Origin of the sequence: Delftia sp. RIT313 (assembly GCF_000632165.1) — a bacterium.
In the GTDB taxonomy this organism is placed as follows: Bacteria; Pseudomonadota; Gammaproteobacteria; order Burkholderiales; family Burkholderiaceae_C; genus Comamonas; species Comamonas acidovorans.
The window spans coordinates 21,750-41,252 of sequence record NZ_JFYT01000072.1; the positions used below are offsets into that span (position 1 = coordinate 21,750).

The window sequence follows — 19,503 nt, forward strand, 5'->3', positions numbered from 1 at the left end:
GCCGCAGCGGCTGCCGCACCTGGCGGCGGCCGCTGTGGCGCTCGGCCGCGCCTGCTCGAAAGTCGATCATGGATCTGCAAATCGCCCTGCTGCTGGGGCAGGACGGCATCGTCAACGGCGCCGTCTACGGCCTGATGGCGCTGGCCCTGGTGCTGGTGTTCTCGGTCACCCGCATCATCTTCATTCCGCAGGGCGAGTTCGTCGCCTTCGGCGCGCTCACCCTGGCCATGATGCAGGCCGGCCGCGTGCCCACCACGCTGTGGCTGCTGCTGGCCCTGGCCGCCGCCGTGCTGGTGGTGGACCTGCTGCGCTGGCGTGCGGGCAGCCAGGTGAGCTGGCCTGCCACCTTCCTGTGGTGCCTGGCGCTGCCGGCCATTGCCGTGGCCCTGGCCTGGGGGCTGCGCCCGTCCTCGCTGATGCTGCAGGCGCTGGCCACCCTGGTGCTGATCACGCCCATGGGGCCGCTGCTGTACCGCCTGGCCTACCGGCCGCTGGCCCATGCCTCGGTGCTGATGCTGCTTATCGTCTCGGTGGCCATGCACGGCGTGCTGGTCGGCCTGGGGCTGCTGTTCTTCGGTGCCGAAGGCTCGCGCACCCCCGCGTTTTCCGAGGCGCAGCTGCGCCTGGGCGACATCACGATCTCGGGCCAGTCCCTGGTGGTGGTGGGCGTGACCCTGGTGCTGGTGGCCCTGCTGTTCGTGTTCTTCGAGCGCTCCATGATCGGCAAGGCGCTGCGCGCCACGGCCATCAACCGCGTGGGTGCACGCCTCATGGGCATTCCCACGGCCATGGCCGGCGACGTGAGCTTTGCGCTGGCCGCGCTGATCGGCGCCATCTCCGGCCTGCTGATCGCGCCGCTGACCACGGTGTACTACGACACCGGCTTTCTGATCGGCCTCAAGGGCTTCGTGGCCGCCATCGTGGGCGGGCTGGCCAGCTACCCGCTGGCCCTGGCCGGCGCGCTGCTGGTCGGGCTGCTGGAGGCCTTCTCGTCGTTCTGGGCCAGTGCCTACAAGGAGGTGCTGGTGTTCACGCTGATCATCCCGGTGCTGTGGTGGCGATCGCGCAATAGCCACCATGTGGAGGAAGAAGAATGAGCGCCCCCGTTTCCTCGCAGGCCACGGCGCCTGCCAAGGCCGCCTCGGGCGGCATCAGCACGCGCGTGCTCACGGTGGCCGCCATTGCGCTGCTGGCCGCGTCCTGGGGCTTTCTGCCTGATTTCACCGTCGTCATCCTCAGCTACATCGGCCTGTTCGCCATGGTGGCCGCAGGCCTGGTGATGCTGACCGGCGTGGGCGGCATGACCTCGTTCGGCCAGGCGGCCTTCGTGGGCATCGGCGCCTATGCCACGGCCTGGGTCTGCACGGCGCCTGCCTCGGTGGCCGCGCTGGGCGGGCTGGTGGGCGCGGCGGGCCTGCCCTGGGTGGGCCTGGCGCTGGGCCTGCTCATCACCTTCGTCGTGGCCTGGCTGCTGGGCGCGGTCACGGTCAAGCTGCAGGGCCACTACCTGCCGCTGTGCACCATCGCCTGGGGGCTGAGCCTGTACTACCTGTTCGGCAACATGGAGTTCCTGGGCGGGCAGACCGGCATCACGGGCATTGCGCCGCTGGTGATCGGCGGCGTCTCGCTGGCCTCGCCGCGCGCCATGGGCGTGGTGATCTGGGCCGTGCTGCTGGTGGCGCTGTGGCTGCTGCACAACCTGCTGGACTCGCGCGAGGGCCGGGCCATCCGCGCGCTGCGCGGCGGCCGCGTCATGGCCGAATCCATGGGCATCGACACGGCGCACTACCGCGTCAAGCTCTTCGTGCTGGCGGCCCTGCTGGCCACGCTGTCGGGCTGGCTCTACGCCCACATGCAGCGCTTCGTGAGCCCGGCGCCCTTCAACCTCAACGTGGGCATCGAGTACCTGTTCATGGCCGTGGTGGGCGGCGCCGGCCACCTGTGGGGCGCGGTGCTGGGCGCCACGCTGATCACCCTGGTCAAGCAAAAGCTGCAGGACATATTGCCGGCCCTGCTGGGCACCAGCGGCAACTTCGAGGTCATCGTCTTCGGCCTGCTGATGGTGCTGGTGCTGCAGCGCTTTGCAGAAGGCCTGTGGCCCACGCTGCAGGCGCTCACGGCACGCTGGGTGCGCCGGCCCGTTTCCGATCTGAAGCTGGCGGACGCGGCGCCGCTGGCGCAGCGCGCGCTGCCCGCTACGGGCCAGGTGCTGCTGGCGGCCGAGCATGTGACCAAGCGCTTCGGCGGCCTGGTGGCCAACAACGATGTGGCCATGACGCTCAAGGCCGGCGAGGTGCATGCGCTGATCGGCCCCAACGGCGCGGGCAAGAGCACTTTCTTCAACATGATCTCGGGCGTGGACTCGCCCACCGAGGGCCAGGTGCGCTTCATGGACCAGGCCATGAACGATGCGCCCTCGCGCCGCTTTGCCGCCCTGGGCCTGGGCCGCACCTTCCAGCATGTGCGCCTGCTGGGCCAGCGCAGCGTGCTGGAGAACGTGGCCGTGGGCGCGCACCGGCGTGCGCACCGGGGCTGGCTGGCCTCCATGCTGCGCCTGGACCGGGCCGAGGAGGCCTCGGTGCTGGCCGAGGCGCGCCGCCAGATCGAGCGCTGCGGCCTGGGCGCCTTCGCCGACGTGCCGGCCGCCTCGCTCGCCTTGGGCCAGCAGCGCATCGTGGAGATCGCACGCGCCCTGGCCGGCCAGCCTGCGGCCCTGCTGCTGGACGAGCCGGCCGCCGGCCTGCGCCACTTGGAAAAACAGGCCCTGGCCGACCTGCTGCGCCAGCTGCGCGCCGAGGGGCTGGGCATTCTCGTCGTGGAGCACGACATGGAGTTCGTCATGAATCTTGCGGACCGCATCACGGTGCTGGAGTTCGGCACCGTGATCGCCGAAGGCACGCCGGCCCAGATCCAGGTCAACCAGCGCGTGCTGGATGCCTACCTGGGCGGCGGCGACGACGACGAGGCAACCGGAGAGACGGCATGAGCGACACCCTTTTGCAGCTCAAGGGCCTTAGCGTGTCCTACGGTCCCGTGGAGGCCGTGCACCAGGTGGATCTGGATGTGCGCAGCGGCGAGATCGTCACCGTCATCGGCCCCAACGGCGCGGGCAAGACCACGCTGCTGTCGGCCGCCATGGGCCTGCTGCCCTCGCGCGGCGAGATCCATCTGGACGGCAAGCGCATCGCACGCCCCGGCGTCGAGGTCATGGTGGCCAACGGCGTGGCCCTGGTGCCCGAAAAGCGCGAGCTGTTCGGCGAGATGTCGGTGGAGGACAACCTGCTGCTGGGCGGCTTCTCGCGCTGGCGCCGGGGCCTGCGCGACCAGGCGCAGCGCATGGACGAGGTCTTTGCCATCTTCCCGCGCCTGAGGGAGCGGCGCCCGCAGATGGCCTCCACCCTGTCGGGCGGCGAGCGCCAGATGCTGGCCATCGGCCGCGCGCTGATGGCACGCCCGCGCCTGCTGCTGCTGGACGAGCCCTCGCTGGGCCTGGCGCCGCTGATCGTGCGCGAGGTGCTGCAGGTCGTGGCCGGCCTGCGCGACCACGGCGTCTCGGTGCTGCTGGTCGAGCAGAACGCGCGCGCCGCCCTCAAGGTGGCCGACCGTGCCTACGTGCTGGAGATGGGCGCCGTGGCCCTCAGCGGCGCGGCCAGGGAGCTGCTGCATGACCGGCGCATCATCGATACCTATCTGGGGATGGGGCGCAGTGCGGAGGCGGTGGCGGTGGCCTGAGACGCAACCTCCCGCCACAACGAAAAAGGCTGCCGGACCGGCAGCCTTTTTGCATCTGCAGCGGGGCGCTCAATCCAGCTTGATATTGTTGGCCGAGATCACCCGCCCCCACTTGCTGCGCTCGGCGCGCACGAACTGGCCCATCTGGTCGGCGCTGCCGGGCATGGGCTCCACGCCCATGGCGGCCAGGCGTGCCTTGGTGCGGGTGTCGGCCAGGGCCTGCTGCAGCGACTGGCTGAACTTCTTGACCACCTCGGCCGAGCTGCCCGTGGGCACGACGATGCCCTGCCAGGCATAGCCCTCGAAACCCTTGAGGCCCTGCTCCTGCAGCGTGGCGACCTGGGGCAGGACGTCCACGCGCGCGGGGCTGGCCACGCCGATGGCCTTGAGCTTTTTCTCGCTCAGGAAGGGAATGATGGTGGCGCTGTCGGCCCACATGGCAGGGATCTGGCCGCCGACCACGTCCTGCACGGCCGGAGCGGCGCCACGGTAGGGCACATGGGTCATGTTGCTGATGCCCGCCTGTTCGCGGAACAGTTCGCCCACCAGGTGGTGGGGGCTGCCCAGGCCGGCTGAGCCCCAGCTCACGCCGGTCTTTTGCTGTTTGGCCCAGGCCAGGAATTCGGCGAGGTTGGTGGCGGGCACCTCGTTGTTGACCACCAGCAGCATGGGAAAGCGCACCAGCATGCCCACGGGCTTGAAGTCGCGCTCGGCGTTGTAGTTGAGCTTGCTGAACAGGAAGGGGTTGGCCGCCAGCGTGGCGAAGTCGGCCGTGAACATGAGGTTGCCGTAGTCGCGCGAGCGGGCGCTGTACTCGGCCGCGATGTTGGTGCCCGCGCCGGGCTTGTTGTTGATGACGATGACCCGCTCCATGTTGCGGCCCATGGCTTCGGCGATGACGCGGGCGACCACGTCCGAGCCGCCGCCGGCCGCATAGCCCACGACCCATTCCAGGGGCTTGTCCTGTGCCAGGGCGGCAGGCCCTGCGGCCAGGGCCAGGCCCGAGCAGGCCAGTGCGGCTAGAAACTGCTTGCGTTGCATCCTTGTCTCCATGTTGTATGCGGCGCCCTTGTGAGATGTCCGAGTTGTGAGGCGGGCGCCTTTGTGGGGATGGCAGGCCGCCGCACGGGCGGCGGCGCGCGGCTTCAGGCGGCCGCGTGCACCGGGGCGACCGGCGTCACGGCGCCGCGCTCGGCCGGGTCCGCGCCGGCAGGGGCAAGTCCTGCGCTGGCGCGGGCCAGTTCGAGCGCATGCAGCAAGGTGCCCTGGTGGCCGATGTGATTGGCCAGCAGCAGCACGAGGCGGGCATTGAGGGCATGGCTTTGCGCGGTATCGAGCCCCTGGTGGGTGGCGATCAGGGCTTCGTAGAAATCGTCGCAGGCCTGCAGGTTGGGGTGGGTGGACAGCAGCATGGCGGTCTCCTGTGGATGGGGCGTAAGAGGTTCAGGCCGTGGCGGCGGCGCCGCAGGCTCTTTGGAGAGCGGCGCGCACGCCGGCCTCGTCGGGGCGGCGCCAGCGCGCGCAGACATGCTGGTCAGGCCGCAGCAGGTAGCTGGTGCCGGGGCGTGCATCCAGGCGTTTGGCCGCCAGGCCGCGCGCATCGATGAGGTCGGCGTCTGGCGCATGGGCCTCGCCCTCGGCCGCAATGGACAGGTTGAGCACGCCGGGCAGCGCCTGTGCCCAGGCGGGCGTGGGGCCGAAGTGCAGCAGCGTGAAGTCCGGTCCCAGTGCGCGCAGCAGCCAGGCCGTGCCGTCTGCGCCGGGCCGGCGCATGGGCGCATCGGCCAGCACGGCGCCGGGCATCTGCGTTCCGTCGAAGGTGTCGGTGTCAGGCGTGTTGAGCACGGAGCCGTGCAGCGTGGCCGGCACGGACAGCCGCCCGCTGTTGACGATGCGGCGCGCGAATTCATGGTCGCGCGCCAGGTCCAGCACGGCGTCGCGGAACAGGCGGCTGATCTCGCTCTTGGGCGTGATGAAGTCGGTGGCGCGCGTGGAGTTGCGGATGTTCTCGTCGGCCGCGTATTCGCGCTCGGCGCCGTAGGTGGCGATCAGCGAGGCATCGGCCTGGCCGCGCAGCACGCGGTCCAGCTTCCAGGCCAGGTTCTCGGCATCCTGCACGCCGCTGTTGGCGCCGCGTGCGCCAAACGGCGAGACGCCGTGGGCGCTGTCGCCCGCGAAGACCACGCGGCCATGGACGAAGCGGTCCATGCGCAGGCAGGCGAAGGTGTAGACGCTGGCCCATTCCAGCTCGAAGGGCGCGTCCTTGCCCAGCAGGGCGCGGATGCGCGGCACGATGTTCTCGGGCTTTTTCTCTTCCTCGGGGTCCGCGTCCCAGCCCAGCTGGAAGTCGATGCGCCAGACATCGTCGGGCTGGCGGTGCAGCAGCACGCTCTGGCCCGGGTGGAAGGGCGGGTCGAACCAGAACCAGCGCTCGGTGGGGAATTCGGCATGCATCTTCACGTCGGCGATCAGGAAGCGGTCGCGGAAGATGCGGCCATGGCTTTCCTGGCCCAGCAGGCCGCGCAGCGGCGAGCGCGAGCCGTCGCAGGCCAGGACCCATTGCGCATCGATGCGGTAGCTGCCATCGGGCGTCTCCACGGTCAGCAGGGCGCCCTCGGCCTGCGGCTCCAGTGCCGTGACCTTGCTGTGCCAGCGCAGGTCGATCAGCGGCAGCTGCAGTGCGCGCTCGACCAGATAGGCCTCGGCGTAGTACTGCTGCAGGTTGATGAAGGCCGGGCGCTCATGGCCGTCCTCGGGCAGCAGGTCGAAGCGGTACAGCGGCTGGTCCTTGAAGAAGACCTTGCCCAGGTTCCAGGACACGCCCTTGTCCACCATGGGCTGGCCCACGCCCAGGCGGTCCCAGATCTCCAGCGTGCGCTTGGAAAAGCAGATGGCGCGCGAGCCCGTGGACAGCCGGCAGTCGTTGTCCAGCAGCACCACGCGCTGGCCGCGCTGGGCCAGGTCGATGGCCAGCGACAGGCCCACGGGGCCGGCGCCGACGATGACCACGGGATGCCGGGCGGGCGTGTCCGCACCGGCGTCCTGGTCGGCATGGCGCTCGTAGGGAATATGGATGGACTGTATGTCTGCGCCGCTGCCGCGCAGCGCTTGCAGGGAGATGGCGGGGTGGGACATGGTGTTCGTCCTCTGGCGTGGGCAGTGTGGAAAAAAGGGCGCAGCCATCCCCGCCGGCGCGCCAGGGCGCCGGTTCACGGACGGGTGCGATGGGCGGGCGTGCCGGTGTTCAGGCCCGGACGCCGCCGTGCATCAGCCTTCGAGCGCCAGCCACATCTGGCGGTCGCGCTCGGCGGTCCAGATGCGCGGGTCGGCGTGGCCCGATGCCTCGTCATAGGCGCGGGTCACATCGAAGGGCATGCAGTGGTTGAAGATCACCCACTGGCCGTACTTGGGCTGCAGCTTGGCGAAGGCGGCCTCGTAGACCTTGCGCAGGTCCTGCTGGGCGTCGGCGCCGGCCTTGACCTCGGTCCACAGGTCGCTGATGAAGTCGCGCGTGCCGGCCAGGCCGGCCTGCACCTCGGCCGGCGTCTGCAGCGCGGCGCCCCGGCCGGGCACGAGCTTTTCGGGCTGCAGGGCGGCGATGGCGTCCAGCGTGTGCGGCCAGTCCTGGAAGTAGGCATCGCCCGCATAGGGCGTGGCGCCGAATTCCACCAGGTCGCCGCTGAACAGCACCTTGTCCTGGGGCAGCCAGACCACGGTGTCGCCCTTGGTGTGGCCGCGGCCCAGCTGCAGGATCTGCACCTCGAGCTTGCCCAGCCACAGCGTCATCTTGCCGGTGAAGGTCAGGGTGGGCCAGGTCATGCCGTCGGGCACGCTTTCCACGTTCTGGAACAGGCGCGGGAAGCGGCCGATCTCGCTGGCCTTGTCCTGCTCGCCGCGCTCCACGATGAGGTCGTAGGTGTCCTGGCTGGCAATGATGTGCTCGGCGCCTTCCGCGAAGAAGGCCGAGGCGCCCAGCACGCGCACCGCGTGGTAGTGCGACAGCGTGACGTACTTGATGGGCTTGTCGGTGACCTCGCGGATGCGGCGGATCACGTCCTGGGCCATGACGGGCGTGGCCTGGGTGTCGATCACCATCACCGCGTCGTCGCCAATGATGATGCCGGTGTTGGGGTCGCCTTCGGCCGTGTAGGCATAGGCGTGCTCGGAGAGCTTGTCGAAGCTGACCTGCTTGATTTCGAGGTCGGCGGCGGAGGCAAAGGTCTTGGTGGTCATGGGCATCCTGCTTTTGAGATGGACAAATGCATTTGTTTTTATCGAATGTCTGAATGCTAGGGAAAAATTCAACATTGAACAATTCATTTGACATAGTGAAAAACCCTCGGAGCCGCAAACCTCGGGTTCCAGCCTTCACAATGCCTGCCATGTCCGATGCCGCCTCCTCCCCGAACGACCCCGTCTTCCCCTCCGACAGCGCCGATGACGAGCCCGCGCGCGGCCCGCGTGGCATCCAGAGCGTGGAGGTCGGCGGCCAGCTGCTCAAGGCGCTGGCGCGCACCGGCCGGCGCATGGCGCTGAAGGATCTGGCGCGCGAGGCCGGCATGACGGCGGCCAAGGCCCATCCCTACCTGGTGAGCTTCTGCAAGCTGGGCCTGATGGAGCAGGACCGCGCCAGCGGCCACTACGGCCTGGGGCCGCTGGCCATACAGATGGGGCTGATCAGCCTGCAGCAGGCCGATCCCGTGCGCCTGGCGATTGCCGAGCTGCCCGCGCTGGCGCAGGAGGTGGGCAGCACGGTGTCGATTGCCATGTGGAGCGGCCAGGGGCCGACCATCATCCGCGTGGAAGAGGGGCCCACCCATGTCTATGTGGCCATGCGCCACGGCACGCCGGCATCGCTGCGCCACACGGCCACGGGCAAGATCTTTGCGGCCTTTGGCGAGCCCGGGCGCATTGCGCCCCTGCTGGACGCGGAAGGCCACAGCCTGGAGGAGCCGGCCTTCGCTCAGGAGCTGGCCGCCATCCGCGCCAGCCGCCTGAGCCGGGTCGAGAACCAGCTGCTGTCAGGCGTGAGCGCGCTGGCCGTGCCGGTGTTCGACGGCTTTGGCCAGCTGGTGCTGGCCATTGCCGCCATCGGCCCTTCGGCCACGCTGGACCTGGACCTGCAAGGCCGGCCGGCCCTGCTGCTGCAGGCCCAGGCGCGCAGCCTGTCCCAGCGCCTGGGAGCGCCGGCCCAGGCCTGAGCCCGTCGCTTGCTGCGGCTCAGTTGGTCAGCAGCAGCTGATCCCGGGCAGGCGCACGCCCTTCCAGCGTGAAGCCGGCCACCGTGCGCGACAGGTGGTGGGCCTGCTCGTTGAGCACGGACGATGCGGCGGTGGACTCCTCCACCAGCGCGGCGTTCTGCTGCGTGGCGCGGTCCATGTCGGCCACGGCCTGGTTGATCTGGCCGATGCCCACGCTCTGCTCGGTCATGGCGCCGTTGATCTCGACAATGATCTGGGAGACGCGCTGGATGCCCTCCACGATCTCGCCCATGGTCTGGCCGGCCGCGCGCACGCGGTCCGTGCCCATGGCCACGCTGGCGCCGGAGGCGTCGATCAGGGTCTTGATCTCCTTGGCGGCCGCCGCGCTGCGGTGGGCCAGGCTGCGCACTTCTGCCGCCACCACGGCAAAGCCCCGGCCCTGCTCACCCGCGCGGGCTGCCTCGACGGCGGCATTGAGCGCCAGGATGTTGGTCTGGAAGGCGATGGCGTCGATGACGCCGATGATCTCGCCGATCTTGGACGAGGCCTTGGAGATGTCGTCCATGGTGCTCACGGCGCTGCCCACCACGTCGCCGCCCTTGGTGGCCGAGCTGCTGGCCGATTGGGCCAGGCGCGTGGCCATGGCGGCCGCCTCGGCCGACTGGCGCACATTGGCCGTCAGCTGCGACAGCGAGGCCGAGGTCTCCTGCAGGCTGCTGGCCGAGGACTCGGTGCGGTTGGACAGGTCCAGGTTGCCCAGCTTGATCTCGTCGGTGGCGGTCTTCATGGACTCCACGCCGTTGCGCACATCCTTGAGCACGGTGCCGATCTGCTCGACGAAGCCGTTGAAGGACGAGGCGATCTGCGCCACTTCGTCATTGCCCGACACCGGCAGGCGCTGCGTCAGGTCGCCGCCGCCCGAGCCGATCTTGTCCATGGCGTCGCGCACCTGCGACAGGCGCCGGAAGGACTGGGCCGTCAGCGCCGCCGCCACGGCCGTGGCCAGGCAGGCCAGCAGCACGATGGCAATGGCCAGCGTCTTGAGCACGCTTTGCAGTCCGGTCGTGGCCTCGGCCTTGTCCAATGCCACCACCAGCAGCCAGTCCGTGCCCTGCACGGGGCGGGCCTTGAGCAGCTTGGCGCTGCCGCCCAGGTTCACTTCCAGCGGCGCCGTGGCGCTGGCCAGCGCAGTCAGCGCGGCAGGCGTCAGCAGCTCGGAGAGGTCGGAGGTGGGCTTGAGCAGCAGCTTGGCATCGGCATGCGCCAGCACCTGGCCGTCACGGCTGACCACAAAGCCCAGGCTGCCGGGCGTGGGGCGGATGGCGGAGACCACCTCGCGCACGCCCTCCAGCGGCACGGCGCCGCTGATCACGCCCTGCAGCGCGCCGCCGCGCAGCATGGGCGCCACGAAGGCCACATAGGGCACGCCCGTGGTGGAGTCGCCATAGGGCTTGGTCAGCGTCAGCTTGCCGGCCTGCACAGCGCTCTTGTACCAGGGGCGGGCCGTGGGGTCGTAGTCGGGCGGGGTGCTGGTGGTGGACTTGAAGGTCTTGTCCTGCCAGCCCACCGTGGTGATGGGAAAGCCGCTGGCCTGGCCCATGTGGGCGGCAAAGCCCTGCGGGTCGCCATGCTCGATCACGGCGGCGGCGGCGCTGACGGCGCGTGCCTTGGAGGCCACCCACTGGTCGATGGCCATGGTGTTGCCTGCGGTGATGGCATCCAGATCCTGTTCGATGGTCTGGAACGTGCTGCCGCGGACGATGTGGTACGTGGCGGCCCCCGTGATGGCAAGGGCGCCGACCACGGTGGCTGTGCTGATGGCAAGGATCTTGGAGCGAAGGGTCTGGAGCATGGCGCGGCAAGGGAAGACTGAGGACTCCGCAAGCCGCGATGGCCGGGCATGCGGCCCTGTCATTAACGCACAATTTGTTTCATTCTTGACGACATGCCAACCCTGGGATGGCGTGCACCAACTTGCGCGCAACACCTGTCATAGAGGCATTTGCTGCAGCGCACCATTGCAGTGCGGTGTGACATGTTGCTGTAACGCAACCGTCGCGGGACTTTCATGGCCGCTTTCCACAATGGCGGCACGCAGGCAAACCGAGTGGCACAGGCAGGTCACCGACTGCGTCCAACATGACGAGGAAGGCGGGCATATGGACGTTCTTGACACCCTTCGCAACGCGGCGATCGACGTCGCCAAGCCCCCGCTTTCCGCGCTTCTCCAGCCACCCCAGGCCGCAGACAAACCGCTGCGGCTGGACGTGCGCTGGGCCCGGCACCTTGACGAAGTGCGACAGGTGCAGCGCCTGCGCCACGCGGTGTTCGCCGCCGAGATGGGCGCCGTGCTGCAGACGCCGCTGGCCGGGCACGACATCGATGCCTTCGACGACTTCTGCGAGCACCTCATGGTCTGCGATGCCGACCGGGGCGTGGTCATCGGCACCTACCGCCTGCTCACGCCCACCCAGGCGCTGCGCGCGGGCGGCCTGTACTCCGACCAGGAATTCGACCTCGCCCCGCTGCACGCCTGGCGCCCGCGCATGGTGGAGCTGGGCCGCAGCTGCGTGCACGCATCGCACCGCCAGGGCGGCGTGATCCTGGCGCTGTGGGGCGCCCTGGCCGAATTCATGCAGCGCAACCGGCTGGACGCCATGGTCGGCTGCGCCAGCATTCCCATGCAGTACCCGGGCCTGGCCCACGGCGAGGGCCCGGCGCGCGTCTGGCAGCAACTGCGCCAGACCCATCTGGCCGAGCCCGAGCTGCAGGTGCGTCCCCGCGTGGCCCTGCCCGAGGAGTTGGCCTCGGTCAGCACCAGCGGCATGAGCGTGGAGCCGCCCGCGCTGATCCAGGGCTATCTGCGCACGGGCGCCAAGGTGCTGGGCGCGCCGGCCTGGGACAGCGACTTCAACACGGCCGACCTGCCCATCATGATGCGCATGCAGGACCTGCCTTCGCGCTACATGCGCCTGTTCACGCGGCGCGGCTGAGGCCGTCCCGGCGCTTGGGGGGAATCGGGGGATTTTCGGAAAGAGAGGGCGGATCCGGCTTCTTGTGCAGTGAGCCGGACCGTGATGTGCATCACAGGGCTGTCACAAAGACCGTGCATGATGCTGGATGTGGGCTGAAGCAGACACCCGGACGGAGGCAGGTAACCTGCACCGGACTGACCGGGCCTTGGTCCACGCCAATTGCAGGCCGCAGCCTTTCAGGGGCTGCGGCCTTTTTCATGGGCAATTCCTGAGCTACCGGGCAGTGGGCGGGGCATCGGCCAGAAGGCGCTGGTGCTCGATCTTCACGCAGCGGTCCTGCACGGTCCACTGGCCCGCAGCGCGGGCCAGTTCCAGGGCTTTGTCGTTGACCACGCCCAATTGCAGCCACAGGCAGCGCGCGCCGATGGCAACGGCCTCGGCGGCCAGCGGCGGGATGTCCTCGCTCTTTCGGAAGCAATCGACCATGTCGATGCGCAGGCCCTGTGCGGCCAGCGCGGCCGCAGCGTCGGCCAGGCTGGCATGGACGGGTTCGCCCAGGATGCGTCCGCCTTCGCGTGCCACCACGGGGTTCACGGGAACGATGCGGTAGCCGTGGCGCTGCATGTACTGCGAGGCTTGGTGGCTGGGCCGGTCGGGCTGCGGCGACAGGCCGACCACGGCCAGGGTGCGGCACTGCACGAGGATGTCACGCAGGCGGGAGTCTGTGGCTGTATCACTCATGCGCCGCAGTGTACGCAGCGCATGCGGATCAGGCCGGCTGCGCTGTCGCGGCCGCAGCATGGCGGCGGCGCAGCACCAGGCCCCAGGCCAGGCCCAGCACGGCGGCCGTGGCCGAGGCCATCAGCACCCCCAGCTTGGCGGCATTGAGCAGGGCCTCGCTGTCAAAGGCCAGCGTGGCGATGAAGATGGCCATGGTGAAGCCAATGCCTGCCAGCAGGCCGGCCAGCAGCGTGTCGCTCCAGCCCATGCCTGGCGGCAGTGCGCACATCCGCAGGCGCACGGCCAGCCAGCAGCTGAGCAGCACGCCCAGCGGCTTGCCCAGTACCAGGGCCAGGGCCACGCCCCACATCACGGCCGACGTGCCCGCCACATCAATGCCAGCGGTGCCCGCGCCCTGCAGCGGCACGCCGGCATTGGCCAGCGCAAACAGCGGCATCACGCCAAAGGCCACCCAGGGATGCAGGTCCGCCTGCACGCGCTCCACGGGCGCTGCGCTTTCGCGGCCTGCCAGTGCGTGCACGGGCGTCACCAAGCCCAGCACCACGCCGGCCAGCGTCGGATGGGCGCCGGTCTGCCAGATGCCCCACCAGAGCACGGCGCCCGGCAGCACATAGGCCCAGGCGCGGCGAACACCCAGCGACTGCAGCAGGAACACGCCGGCCAGGCCGGCGGCGGCCACCAGCAGTTGGTCCCACTGCAGCCCGCCCGAATAGAACAGCGCAATGATGAGCACGGCCACCAGGTCGTCGATGATGGCCAGCGCCAGCAGGAACACGCGCAGCGCGGGCGGCAGGCCCCGGCCCAGCAGGGCCAGCACGCCCATGGCAAAGGCGATGTCGGTGGCCGTGGGCACGGCCCAGCCATTGCGCAGCGGCGGCGCGGCATTGAAGGCCAGGAAGATCAGGGCCGGCGCCACCACGCCGCCCAGCGCGGCCATCACGGGCAGCAGCGCCTGGCGCGGCTGGGCCAGTGCGCCGGAATGCATCTCGCGGCGTATCTCCATGCCGACCACGAGAAAGAACACGCTCATCAGCGCATCGTTGACCCAGAAATGCAGGGATTGCGACAGCTGCCACGGGCCCAGGCCCACGCTCAGCGGCGTGTGCCACAGCGCCTCATAGGAGCCGGCCCAGCCGGAGTTCGCCCAGACCAGGGCGGCGGCCGCAGCCAGCAGCAGCACGATGCCGCCCGCGGCCTCGGCATGGGACCAGCGGGACAGGAAGGCGCCGACGCGATCGGCGAAAGACAGGAAAAGGGGCGTGCGCGGGCCGGACGGCCGCGGGGTCGTGTAGGTGTTCATGTGCAAAGCAGCAAAGGGGCCTTGCGGCCCCGGTGCGCAGGCGGCCCGACCTGCGCTATCAACACCTGTCCTGCCGCCCCATGCGGTCTGGACACCCAGCCGCCATTATAAAAGAAGCCCCCACGCTCCCTTTGCTGCGCAAGGTCCGCTGCCCCCCGAGGGGGCCGTTTTTTGCCTTGGGGCGGCCCGGCGGCAAAAAATCGGCGGCCGGGACCCTTGCCCAAGACCTGCGGATTCAGGGTCTGGGCGGCTCATTGCGCGCAACGCATTCGGCCAGCAGCCCCAGCGAGGACAGCGCAATCATGAAGACCAGGAACACATAGGCCGCCGTTGCCACGCCCAGGCTCATGCTGAAGCCCCATTGCAGCACCGAGCAGGCCATGCCGGTCTGCGGATACATCGCCGTGCATTGCGATGCGGCGGGCATGTGCACGTACCAGGTGACGGCGATGAACATGGCGCCCGCCACCATGGCGGCATTGCCCCAGGGATGGGTCTGCGGATGGTAGAGCGCATAGATCAGCGCCACGGGAACGGCCAGGCCCCAAGCGAACATCATCAGCCAGCTGAACACCGGCGAGACCGCCAGGATGGACTGCAGCCATCCCATCTTGGGCAATCCGTTGATGAAGCCCAGCAGGTCCCAGACAAAGGGCAGGACGATCCCCGCCACGGCCAGGCTGGCAAGCCCCAGCGCCAGCAGCAAACCCTTGCCGCGTGAACGATGTTGCACCCCCGAAGGGTGCGAATGGGTGATCAGTGCATGCATGGCCCACCTCCTGTGTCGTGCAGGGCGAGCAGTTGCCGCGCGGGCGGGTCTCCGGAGTCGGGCGGCAGCCGCGGCGCCTAGCGTTCGGATTGCGGTATTCCCCGGATGCATCCAGTCTAGGTCGGCGTGCGCTGCAACAAATGTAGGCCTGGGACCTACCCAAAATCGGGGTTTGTCCCAGGAGGTCGTGCCGTCAAAGCGCGGCCAACGCCCCCAGTACCTCGTTCTTCGATAGCAGCTCGCTGAGCACCACCGGGGGCTTGCCCGGCGCATGCAGCACATAGACGGGCACGCCGCTGCGGCCCAGTTGCTGCAGCGCAGCGGTGATGGCCGGGTCGCGCCGCGTCCAGTCGGCGCGCAGCAGGGCGACGCCGTGCTGTTCGAAGGCGGCCAGCACCTCCTCATGGTTGAGCGTGGTGCGCTTGTTGACCTGGCAGGTCACGCACCAGGCGGCCGTGTAGTCCACGAACACGGGCTTGCCCGCCGCCTGCAGCTCGGCCACGCGGGCGGCCGACCAGGGCTGCCAGCGCTCGCCTGCAGCGGACGCCGTGCCCGTGCCCTCCGCCTGGGCAGGCGTGGTGATCAGGGGCGCGGTGGTGGCCAGCAGCGCGCCTGCCAGCACCACGGCCAGTGTGGCCAGCACGGCCCGTGTGCGGCCCTTGAGCGTCAGCGTCCAGACCAGGGCGCTGAAGGCCAGCAGCAGGGCCAGCAGCGCGGTGGCGGCGTCGATGCCGCTTTGGTGCCCCAGCACCCAGACCAGCCAGACCACGGTGGCGAACATGGGGAAGGCCATGGCGCGGCGGAAGGTATCCATCCAAGCGCCCGGGCGCGGTAGCCAGCGCACCACGGCGGGGACGAAGCTGGCCAGCAGATAGGGCAGGGCCATGCCCAGGCCCAGGGCGGCGAACACCGTCAGCGCCTGCAGGGCCGGCATGTCGATGGCAAAGCCCAGCGAGGCGCCCATGAACGGCGCCGTGCAGGGCGAGGCAATGGCCACAGCCAGCACGCCGGACAGAAAGGCATCGGCCACCGGATGGCGCGCATGGGCCGCAGCCCAGCGGCCGGGGAGCATGGAGCCGAACTCGAACAGGCCTGCCAGGTTCAGCCCCAGCAGCGTGAACAGGGCTGCCAGCAGGGCCACGATGGCCGGGGACTGCAGCTGAAAGCCCCAGCCCAGCTGCTCGCCCGCCGCGCGCAGCGCCAGCAACAGGCCACCCAGGGCCAGGAAGGACAGCACCACGCCCGCCGTATAGGCCAGCCCGCCCAGGCGCTGGGCGCGGCGGTCCTGTCCATGGCGTGCAAAGCCCAGGATCTTGATGGCCAGCACCGGGAAGACGCAGGGCATGAGGTTGAGGATCAGTCCACCCACCAGGCCACCGAGCAAGGCCATCCACAGGCTGGTGGCGCTGGTGGCGCTGGCAGCAGGCGCAGCGGCCTGGTTGGCCGCCAGGGCGGCGGCCAGTGCGGGGGAAACGCTGGCCATGGCGGCGGCCGTCCAGCGGCCCTCGACCGGAGCCTCGGCGCGCCAGGCCACGGGCTGGCCCTGCTCCAGCGCTGCGGCGCGCTCGGCAGGTGGCAGGGCCAGAACCACGGGCAGCTTGGCCGGAGTGTCGCCACGCATGTCGGACAGGGGCAGCTCGGCCACCCAGGCCGCGCCGTCCCAATGCTGCTGCCAGTCCTTGCCCAGTTCTGCCGCGTGGTGGAAGGTGTCGGAAGATTCGGGATAGAAGTCCAGCGTGCGGCCCTGCAGGGATTCCGGCAGGCCCTCGATGCGCAGTTGCACGCGCTCGTCGGGCGTCCTGCCTTGTGCGGCAGGCTGGCTGGCCGGCACCACCTTGGCCTGGGCTGGCGCAGACAGTGCCTGGGGCTTGAGCGCCCAGGCCTGGGTGAAGGCCTGACCCTGGCCTGCCGTGCTGCCCTGCACGGGCAGCTGCAGCTGGAAATCGCCTTCCTCGGGAATGCACTCCACGCGGCAGACCAGCCAATTCGCATGCAGGCGCAGGTCCAGCATGCCGGACGCGGGCGGCTTGAAGTCGGCGGCCACCTGCACGGGCACGGGCAGCAGCACCTGGCCCTCATAGCCGTAGTTGAGCAGCGGGCCCACGCGCAGCGCCTCGGGCACGGGCCACTGGATCTCGCCCGCCGTCAGGCCTGCAGGCAGCTGCCAGTTCAGCTCGGTGGCCAAGCCGGAATCACCGGCGTTCTTCCAATAGGTATGCCATTCGGGCTGGTGGGTGATCAGCAGGCCCAGCCACAGCGTCTTGCCGGGTTGAACGCCTTCGGGTGCCTGGGCCACGAGCTCGGCCCGCACGCGTGGCGTGTCCACGGCCGCGGCCGCCCCGCTGCCGGTCTTCAGGCGCAGCTGCGCGCCGGCAGGGGTGGCAAGCAGGCTGGCGGCGGCAAGGAAAAAGGCGAGGAGCCAGAAGGCGAGGTGCTGGGGGGCAGTGTGGCGAAGAGGTGGTTGGTGCGGCATGGCGGACTGTGGGAGCCAGGGGCATGGTCTTTGGTTCCCCCGGCTGCAGGCTGCGATGGTAGCGGGCTGTCCAGAGAGATCGCCTGTGGCCGGCCGCAGGACGATTGGCAAAAGATATCGTTGCATAGGCGCTTGGTATTGGACAGGCGATATGTCCGTTGCCCATCATGGACCGGCCACCCATCCGGGATAGAGCAACACAAGGAGACAAGCCATGCAGGAGACATCTCGCCGCCACTTCCTGGCCGCTGGCGCGGCAGCGGCCGCAGCCTGGGGACTGCCGCAGCACGCGCGCGCGGCAGCCGCCTATCCCGACAAGTCCGTGCGCGTGATCGTGCCCTTTCCCGCCGGTGGCACCACCGACGTGGTGGCGCGGCTGGCCATGCAAAAGCTCGGGGAGCTGACCGGCCAGTCCTTCGTGGTGGACAACAAGGGCGGCGCCAACGGCGTCATCGGCACGGAACTGGCCGCGCGCGCCACGCCTGACGGCTACACCCTGCTGATGAACACGGCCGGCGCGCAGACCCTGAGCCCCGTGCTCTACAAGACCAGCTACGAGGCGCTGTCCAGCTTCGAGCCCATCAGCCATCTGTGCGACGTGGGCTTCGTCCTCATCGCACGCAAGGACCTGCCCGTGAACAGCCTGCAGGAGCTGGTCGCCATGGCCAAACAGGGCAAGCCGTTGAGCGTGTCCTCGGGCAGCAGCATGATTTCGCTGATCACCGAGCAGTTCAAGAAGGTGATTGGCGCGCCGGGCATCGTCAACGCCCAGTACAAGGGCACGGCGCCGCAGATGCAGGCCGTGGTGGCGGGCGAGGTGGATTTCTCGTTCGACTCCTTCACCTCGGTGGAGATGATCCGCACGGGCAAGGTCAAGGCCCTGGCCGTGCTGCTGCCCCAGCGCGCCGAAGTCTTCCCCCAGGTGCCCACCATCAAGGAGGCCGGCGTGGACGGCATGGGCTTCAGCTCCTGGTCGGGCCTGCTGGCGCCCAAGGGCACGCCCCGCGACATCGTGGCCCAGCTCGCGCAGCAGATGGACAAGGTCATGCAGATGCCCGACGTGCTGGCCAAGCTGCGCAGCTACAGCTATGTGCCGCGCCGGGGAACGCCCGAGGAGTTCGCGCGGCTGATCGAGTCGGACAACGAGCGCTGGAAACGCATCGTCAAGGAATCCAACTTCAAGGCCGAGTGAGGAGGGCTCCGGCAGCCCATGGATGGCCCTAATATCGGGCCATGCAAGACTCCCCGCCCGAAAAGATATCCCCCGGCGCCTGGCCTTCCCGCTGGTGGGCCGAGGCCTCTGCACGCGACTTTGCGCAGGCCCAGGCCAGCGGCCTGGCCGCCCGCACCGTGGCGGTGCTGCCCGTGGCCGCCGTGGAGCAGCACGGCCCGCACCTGCCGATGTCCGTCGACGCCCGCCTGCTGCAGGGCGTGATCGATGCGGCCCTGCCGCTGCTGCCGGCCGAGCTGCCCGCGCTGTTCCTTCCCCCGCAGAACATCGGCTTCAGCGTGGAGCACCAATCCTTTGCCGGCACGCTGACGCTGTCGCCCGCCACGGTGATCGCGCTGTGGACCGAGCTGGGCGCCTGCGTGGCGCGGGCCGGCGTGCGCCGGCTGCTGCTGCTCAACGGCCATGGCGGCCAGGTCAGCGTGATGGACATCGTGGCGCGCGAGCTGCGCATGCGCCATGGCCTGCTGGTCTACAGCAGCAGCTGGTTCGGACTGGTGGACGATGCGGCCAATGCGCAGTTCAGCGCGCATGAGCACCGCTTCGGCATCCATGGCGGCGAGGTGGAGACGTCGATGATGCTGCACCTGGCGCCGGAGACCGTGCGCATGGAGCATGCGCGGGACTTTCATTCCACTTCGGAGGATAGGGCGCAGCGGCATGCCTTGCTGGGCAATGGGCGAAGCGCCAAGATGGGCTGGGCCATCGAGGACTACAACGTTTGCGGGGCGGTGGGGAATGCTGCGGGGGCCACGGCTGAGCGGGGGGCTTTGATGGTGGAGGCTTCGGCTCGGGGGCTGGTGCGGTTGTTGTCCGAGATGGTTGCGCTGCCTGCGGATACTGTGGGGCGGGCGCCGGAGCCGCTGTAGGTTTGTTGCGGGGTCGTTTTTGGACCCTGCCGGGTGGTGGTTTTTCGAGGCCGGGAGTCGGCCCGGCGGCCGACCTACTTTCTTGCCGCGCAGCAAGAAAGTAGGCAAAGAAATGCGCCCGAATGTCCGCGACCCCTTCGCTGCGCTGCGGGGCCACCTGCGCCGTGGCGGTTGCGGGGTTCGCCGTGAAACTCACTTCGCGCTGCGCGCTACGT

The 19,503-nt window shown here is 69.4% G+C and carries 16 protein-coding genes; 7 read left to right on the forward strand and 9 right to left on the reverse strand.

Annotated elements, in window-relative coordinates:
* Positions 1-68: 68 nt before the first annotated feature.
* From BW39_RS22220 to BW39_RS22230, 3 genes are read left to right on the forward strand one after another with little or no spacing between them, the layout of a single operon-like run.
* Positions 69-1,097 (forward strand): branched-chain amino acid ABC transporter permease, encoded by a 1,029-nt coding sequence (locus BW39_RS22220; protein WP_012202505.1) that lies wholly within the window; start codon positions 69-71, stop codon positions 1,095-1,097.
* Positions 1,094-2,986 carry a branched-chain amino acid ABC transporter ATP-binding protein/permease gene (locus BW39_RS22225; RefSeq protein WP_043824331.1) on the forward strand — a complete coding sequence of 631 codons (1,893 nt, stop codon included), beginning with the start codon at positions 1,094-1,096 and terminating at the stop codon, positions 2,984-2,986. Before BW39_RS22220 ends, BW39_RS22225 begins: the two co-directional genes overlap by 4 nt.
* On the forward strand, positions 2,983-3,732 hold the full coding sequence (locus BW39_RS22230; RefSeq protein WP_043824332.1) for an ABC transporter ATP-binding protein: 750 nt from the start codon (positions 2,983-2,985) through the stop codon (positions 3,730-3,732). The genes BW39_RS22225 and BW39_RS22230 overlap by 4 nt, the downstream gene beginning before the upstream one ends.
* 69 nt (positions 3,733-3,801) lie before the next feature.
* Here BW39_RS22230 and BW39_RS22235 read toward each other — a convergent pair whose 3' ends face one another.
* The 4 genes from BW39_RS22235 to BW39_RS22250 all read right to left on the reverse strand — a co-directional run bounded on the left by BW39_RS22235 (position 3,802) and on the right by BW39_RS22250 (position 7,965).
* Positions 3,802-4,773 carry a Bug family tripartite tricarboxylate transporter substrate binding protein gene (locus BW39_RS22235; protein WP_013800325.1) on the reverse strand — a complete coding sequence of 324 codons (972 nt, stop codon included), beginning with the start codon at positions 4,771-4,773 and terminating at the stop codon, positions 3,802-3,804.
* Positions 4,774-4,877: 104 nt separating this feature from the next.
* Positions 4,878-5,144: a DUF2783 domain-containing protein gene (locus BW39_RS22240; protein WP_013800326.1), complete on the reverse strand. Its 267-nt coding sequence runs from the start codon at positions 5,142-5,144 to the stop codon at positions 4,878-4,880.
* Between the two features lie 31 nt (positions 5,145-5,175).
* Positions 5,176-6,867 carry an FAD-dependent oxidoreductase gene (locus tag BW39_RS22245; protein ID WP_043824333.1) on the reverse strand — a complete coding sequence of 564 codons (1,692 nt, stop codon included), beginning with the start codon at positions 6,865-6,867 and terminating at the stop codon, positions 5,176-5,178.
* Between the two features lie 132 nt (positions 6,868-6,999).
* A complete protein-coding gene (locus BW39_RS22250) occupies positions 7,000-7,965 on the reverse strand; it encodes an MBL fold metallo-hydrolase (RefSeq protein WP_013800328.1) in 966 nt (321 codons plus the stop codon).
* Positions 7,966-8,114: 149 nt separating this feature from the next.
* Between BW39_RS22250 and BW39_RS22255 the strand changes: the two genes are divergently transcribed.
* The gene (locus tag BW39_RS22255) at positions 8,115-8,933 is read left to right on the forward strand and encodes an IclR family transcriptional regulator (RefSeq protein ID WP_185070681.1); all 819 of its coding nucleotides are present in this window, start codon (positions 8,115-8,117) and stop codon (positions 8,931-8,933) included.
* A gap of 19 nt (positions 8,934-8,952) precedes the next feature.
* On the opposite strand, the gene BW39_RS22260 is transcribed toward BW39_RS22255, so the two are convergent.
* Entirely contained in the window at positions 8,953-10,785 is a 1,833-nt protein-coding gene (locus BW39_RS22260) for a methyl-accepting chemotaxis protein (protein ID WP_034397996.1), read from the reverse strand.
* Between the two features lie 307 nt (positions 10,786-11,092).
* Between BW39_RS22260 and BW39_RS22265 the strand changes: the two genes are divergently transcribed.
* The gene (locus BW39_RS22265; RefSeq protein WP_043824345.1) at positions 11,093-11,926 is read left to right on the forward strand and encodes a GNAT family N-acetyltransferase; all 834 of its coding nucleotides are present in this window, start codon (positions 11,093-11,095) and stop codon (positions 11,924-11,926) included.
* Positions 11,927-12,181: 255 nt separating this feature from the next.
* Here BW39_RS22265 and BW39_RS22270 read toward each other — a convergent pair whose 3' ends face one another.
* From BW39_RS22270 to BW39_RS22285, 4 genes are all read right to left on the reverse strand, one after another.
* Positions 12,182-12,649: a CoA-binding protein gene (locus BW39_RS22270; protein ID WP_043824346.1), complete on the reverse strand. Its 468-nt coding sequence runs from the start codon at positions 12,647-12,649 to the stop codon at positions 12,182-12,184.
* Between the two features lie 28 nt (positions 12,650-12,677).
* Complete coding sequence (nhaA, locus tag BW39_RS22275; protein WP_043824337.1) at positions 12,678-13,949, reverse strand: Na+/H+ antiporter NhaA; 1,272 nt, start codon at positions 13,947-13,949, stop codon at positions 12,678-12,680.
* A gap of 235 nt (positions 13,950-14,184) precedes the next feature.
* Positions 14,185-14,718: a hypothetical protein gene (locus tag BW39_RS22280; RefSeq protein WP_043824338.1), complete on the reverse strand. Its 534-nt coding sequence runs from the start codon at positions 14,716-14,718 to the stop codon at positions 14,185-14,187.
* Between the two features lie 193 nt (positions 14,719-14,911).
* Entirely contained in the window at positions 14,912-17,191 is a 2,280-nt protein-coding gene (locus tag BW39_RS22285; protein ID WP_043824340.1) for a protein-disulfide reductase DsbD family protein, read from the reverse strand.
* A gap of 214 nt (positions 17,192-17,405) precedes the next feature.
* Between BW39_RS22285 and BW39_RS22290 the strand changes: the two genes are divergently transcribed.
* Both BW39_RS22290 and BW39_RS22295 read left to right on the forward strand, forming a co-directional pair.
* Complete coding sequence (locus BW39_RS22290; RefSeq protein ID WP_034398003.1) at positions 17,406-18,383, forward strand: Bug family tripartite tricarboxylate transporter substrate binding protein; 978 nt, start codon at positions 17,406-17,408, stop codon at positions 18,381-18,383.
* A gap of 41 nt (positions 18,384-18,424) precedes the next feature.
* A complete protein-coding gene (locus tag BW39_RS22295; protein WP_043824341.1) occupies positions 18,425-19,288 on the forward strand; it encodes a creatininase family protein in 864 nt (287 codons plus the stop codon).
* Positions 19,289-19,503 lie beyond the last annotated feature (215 nt).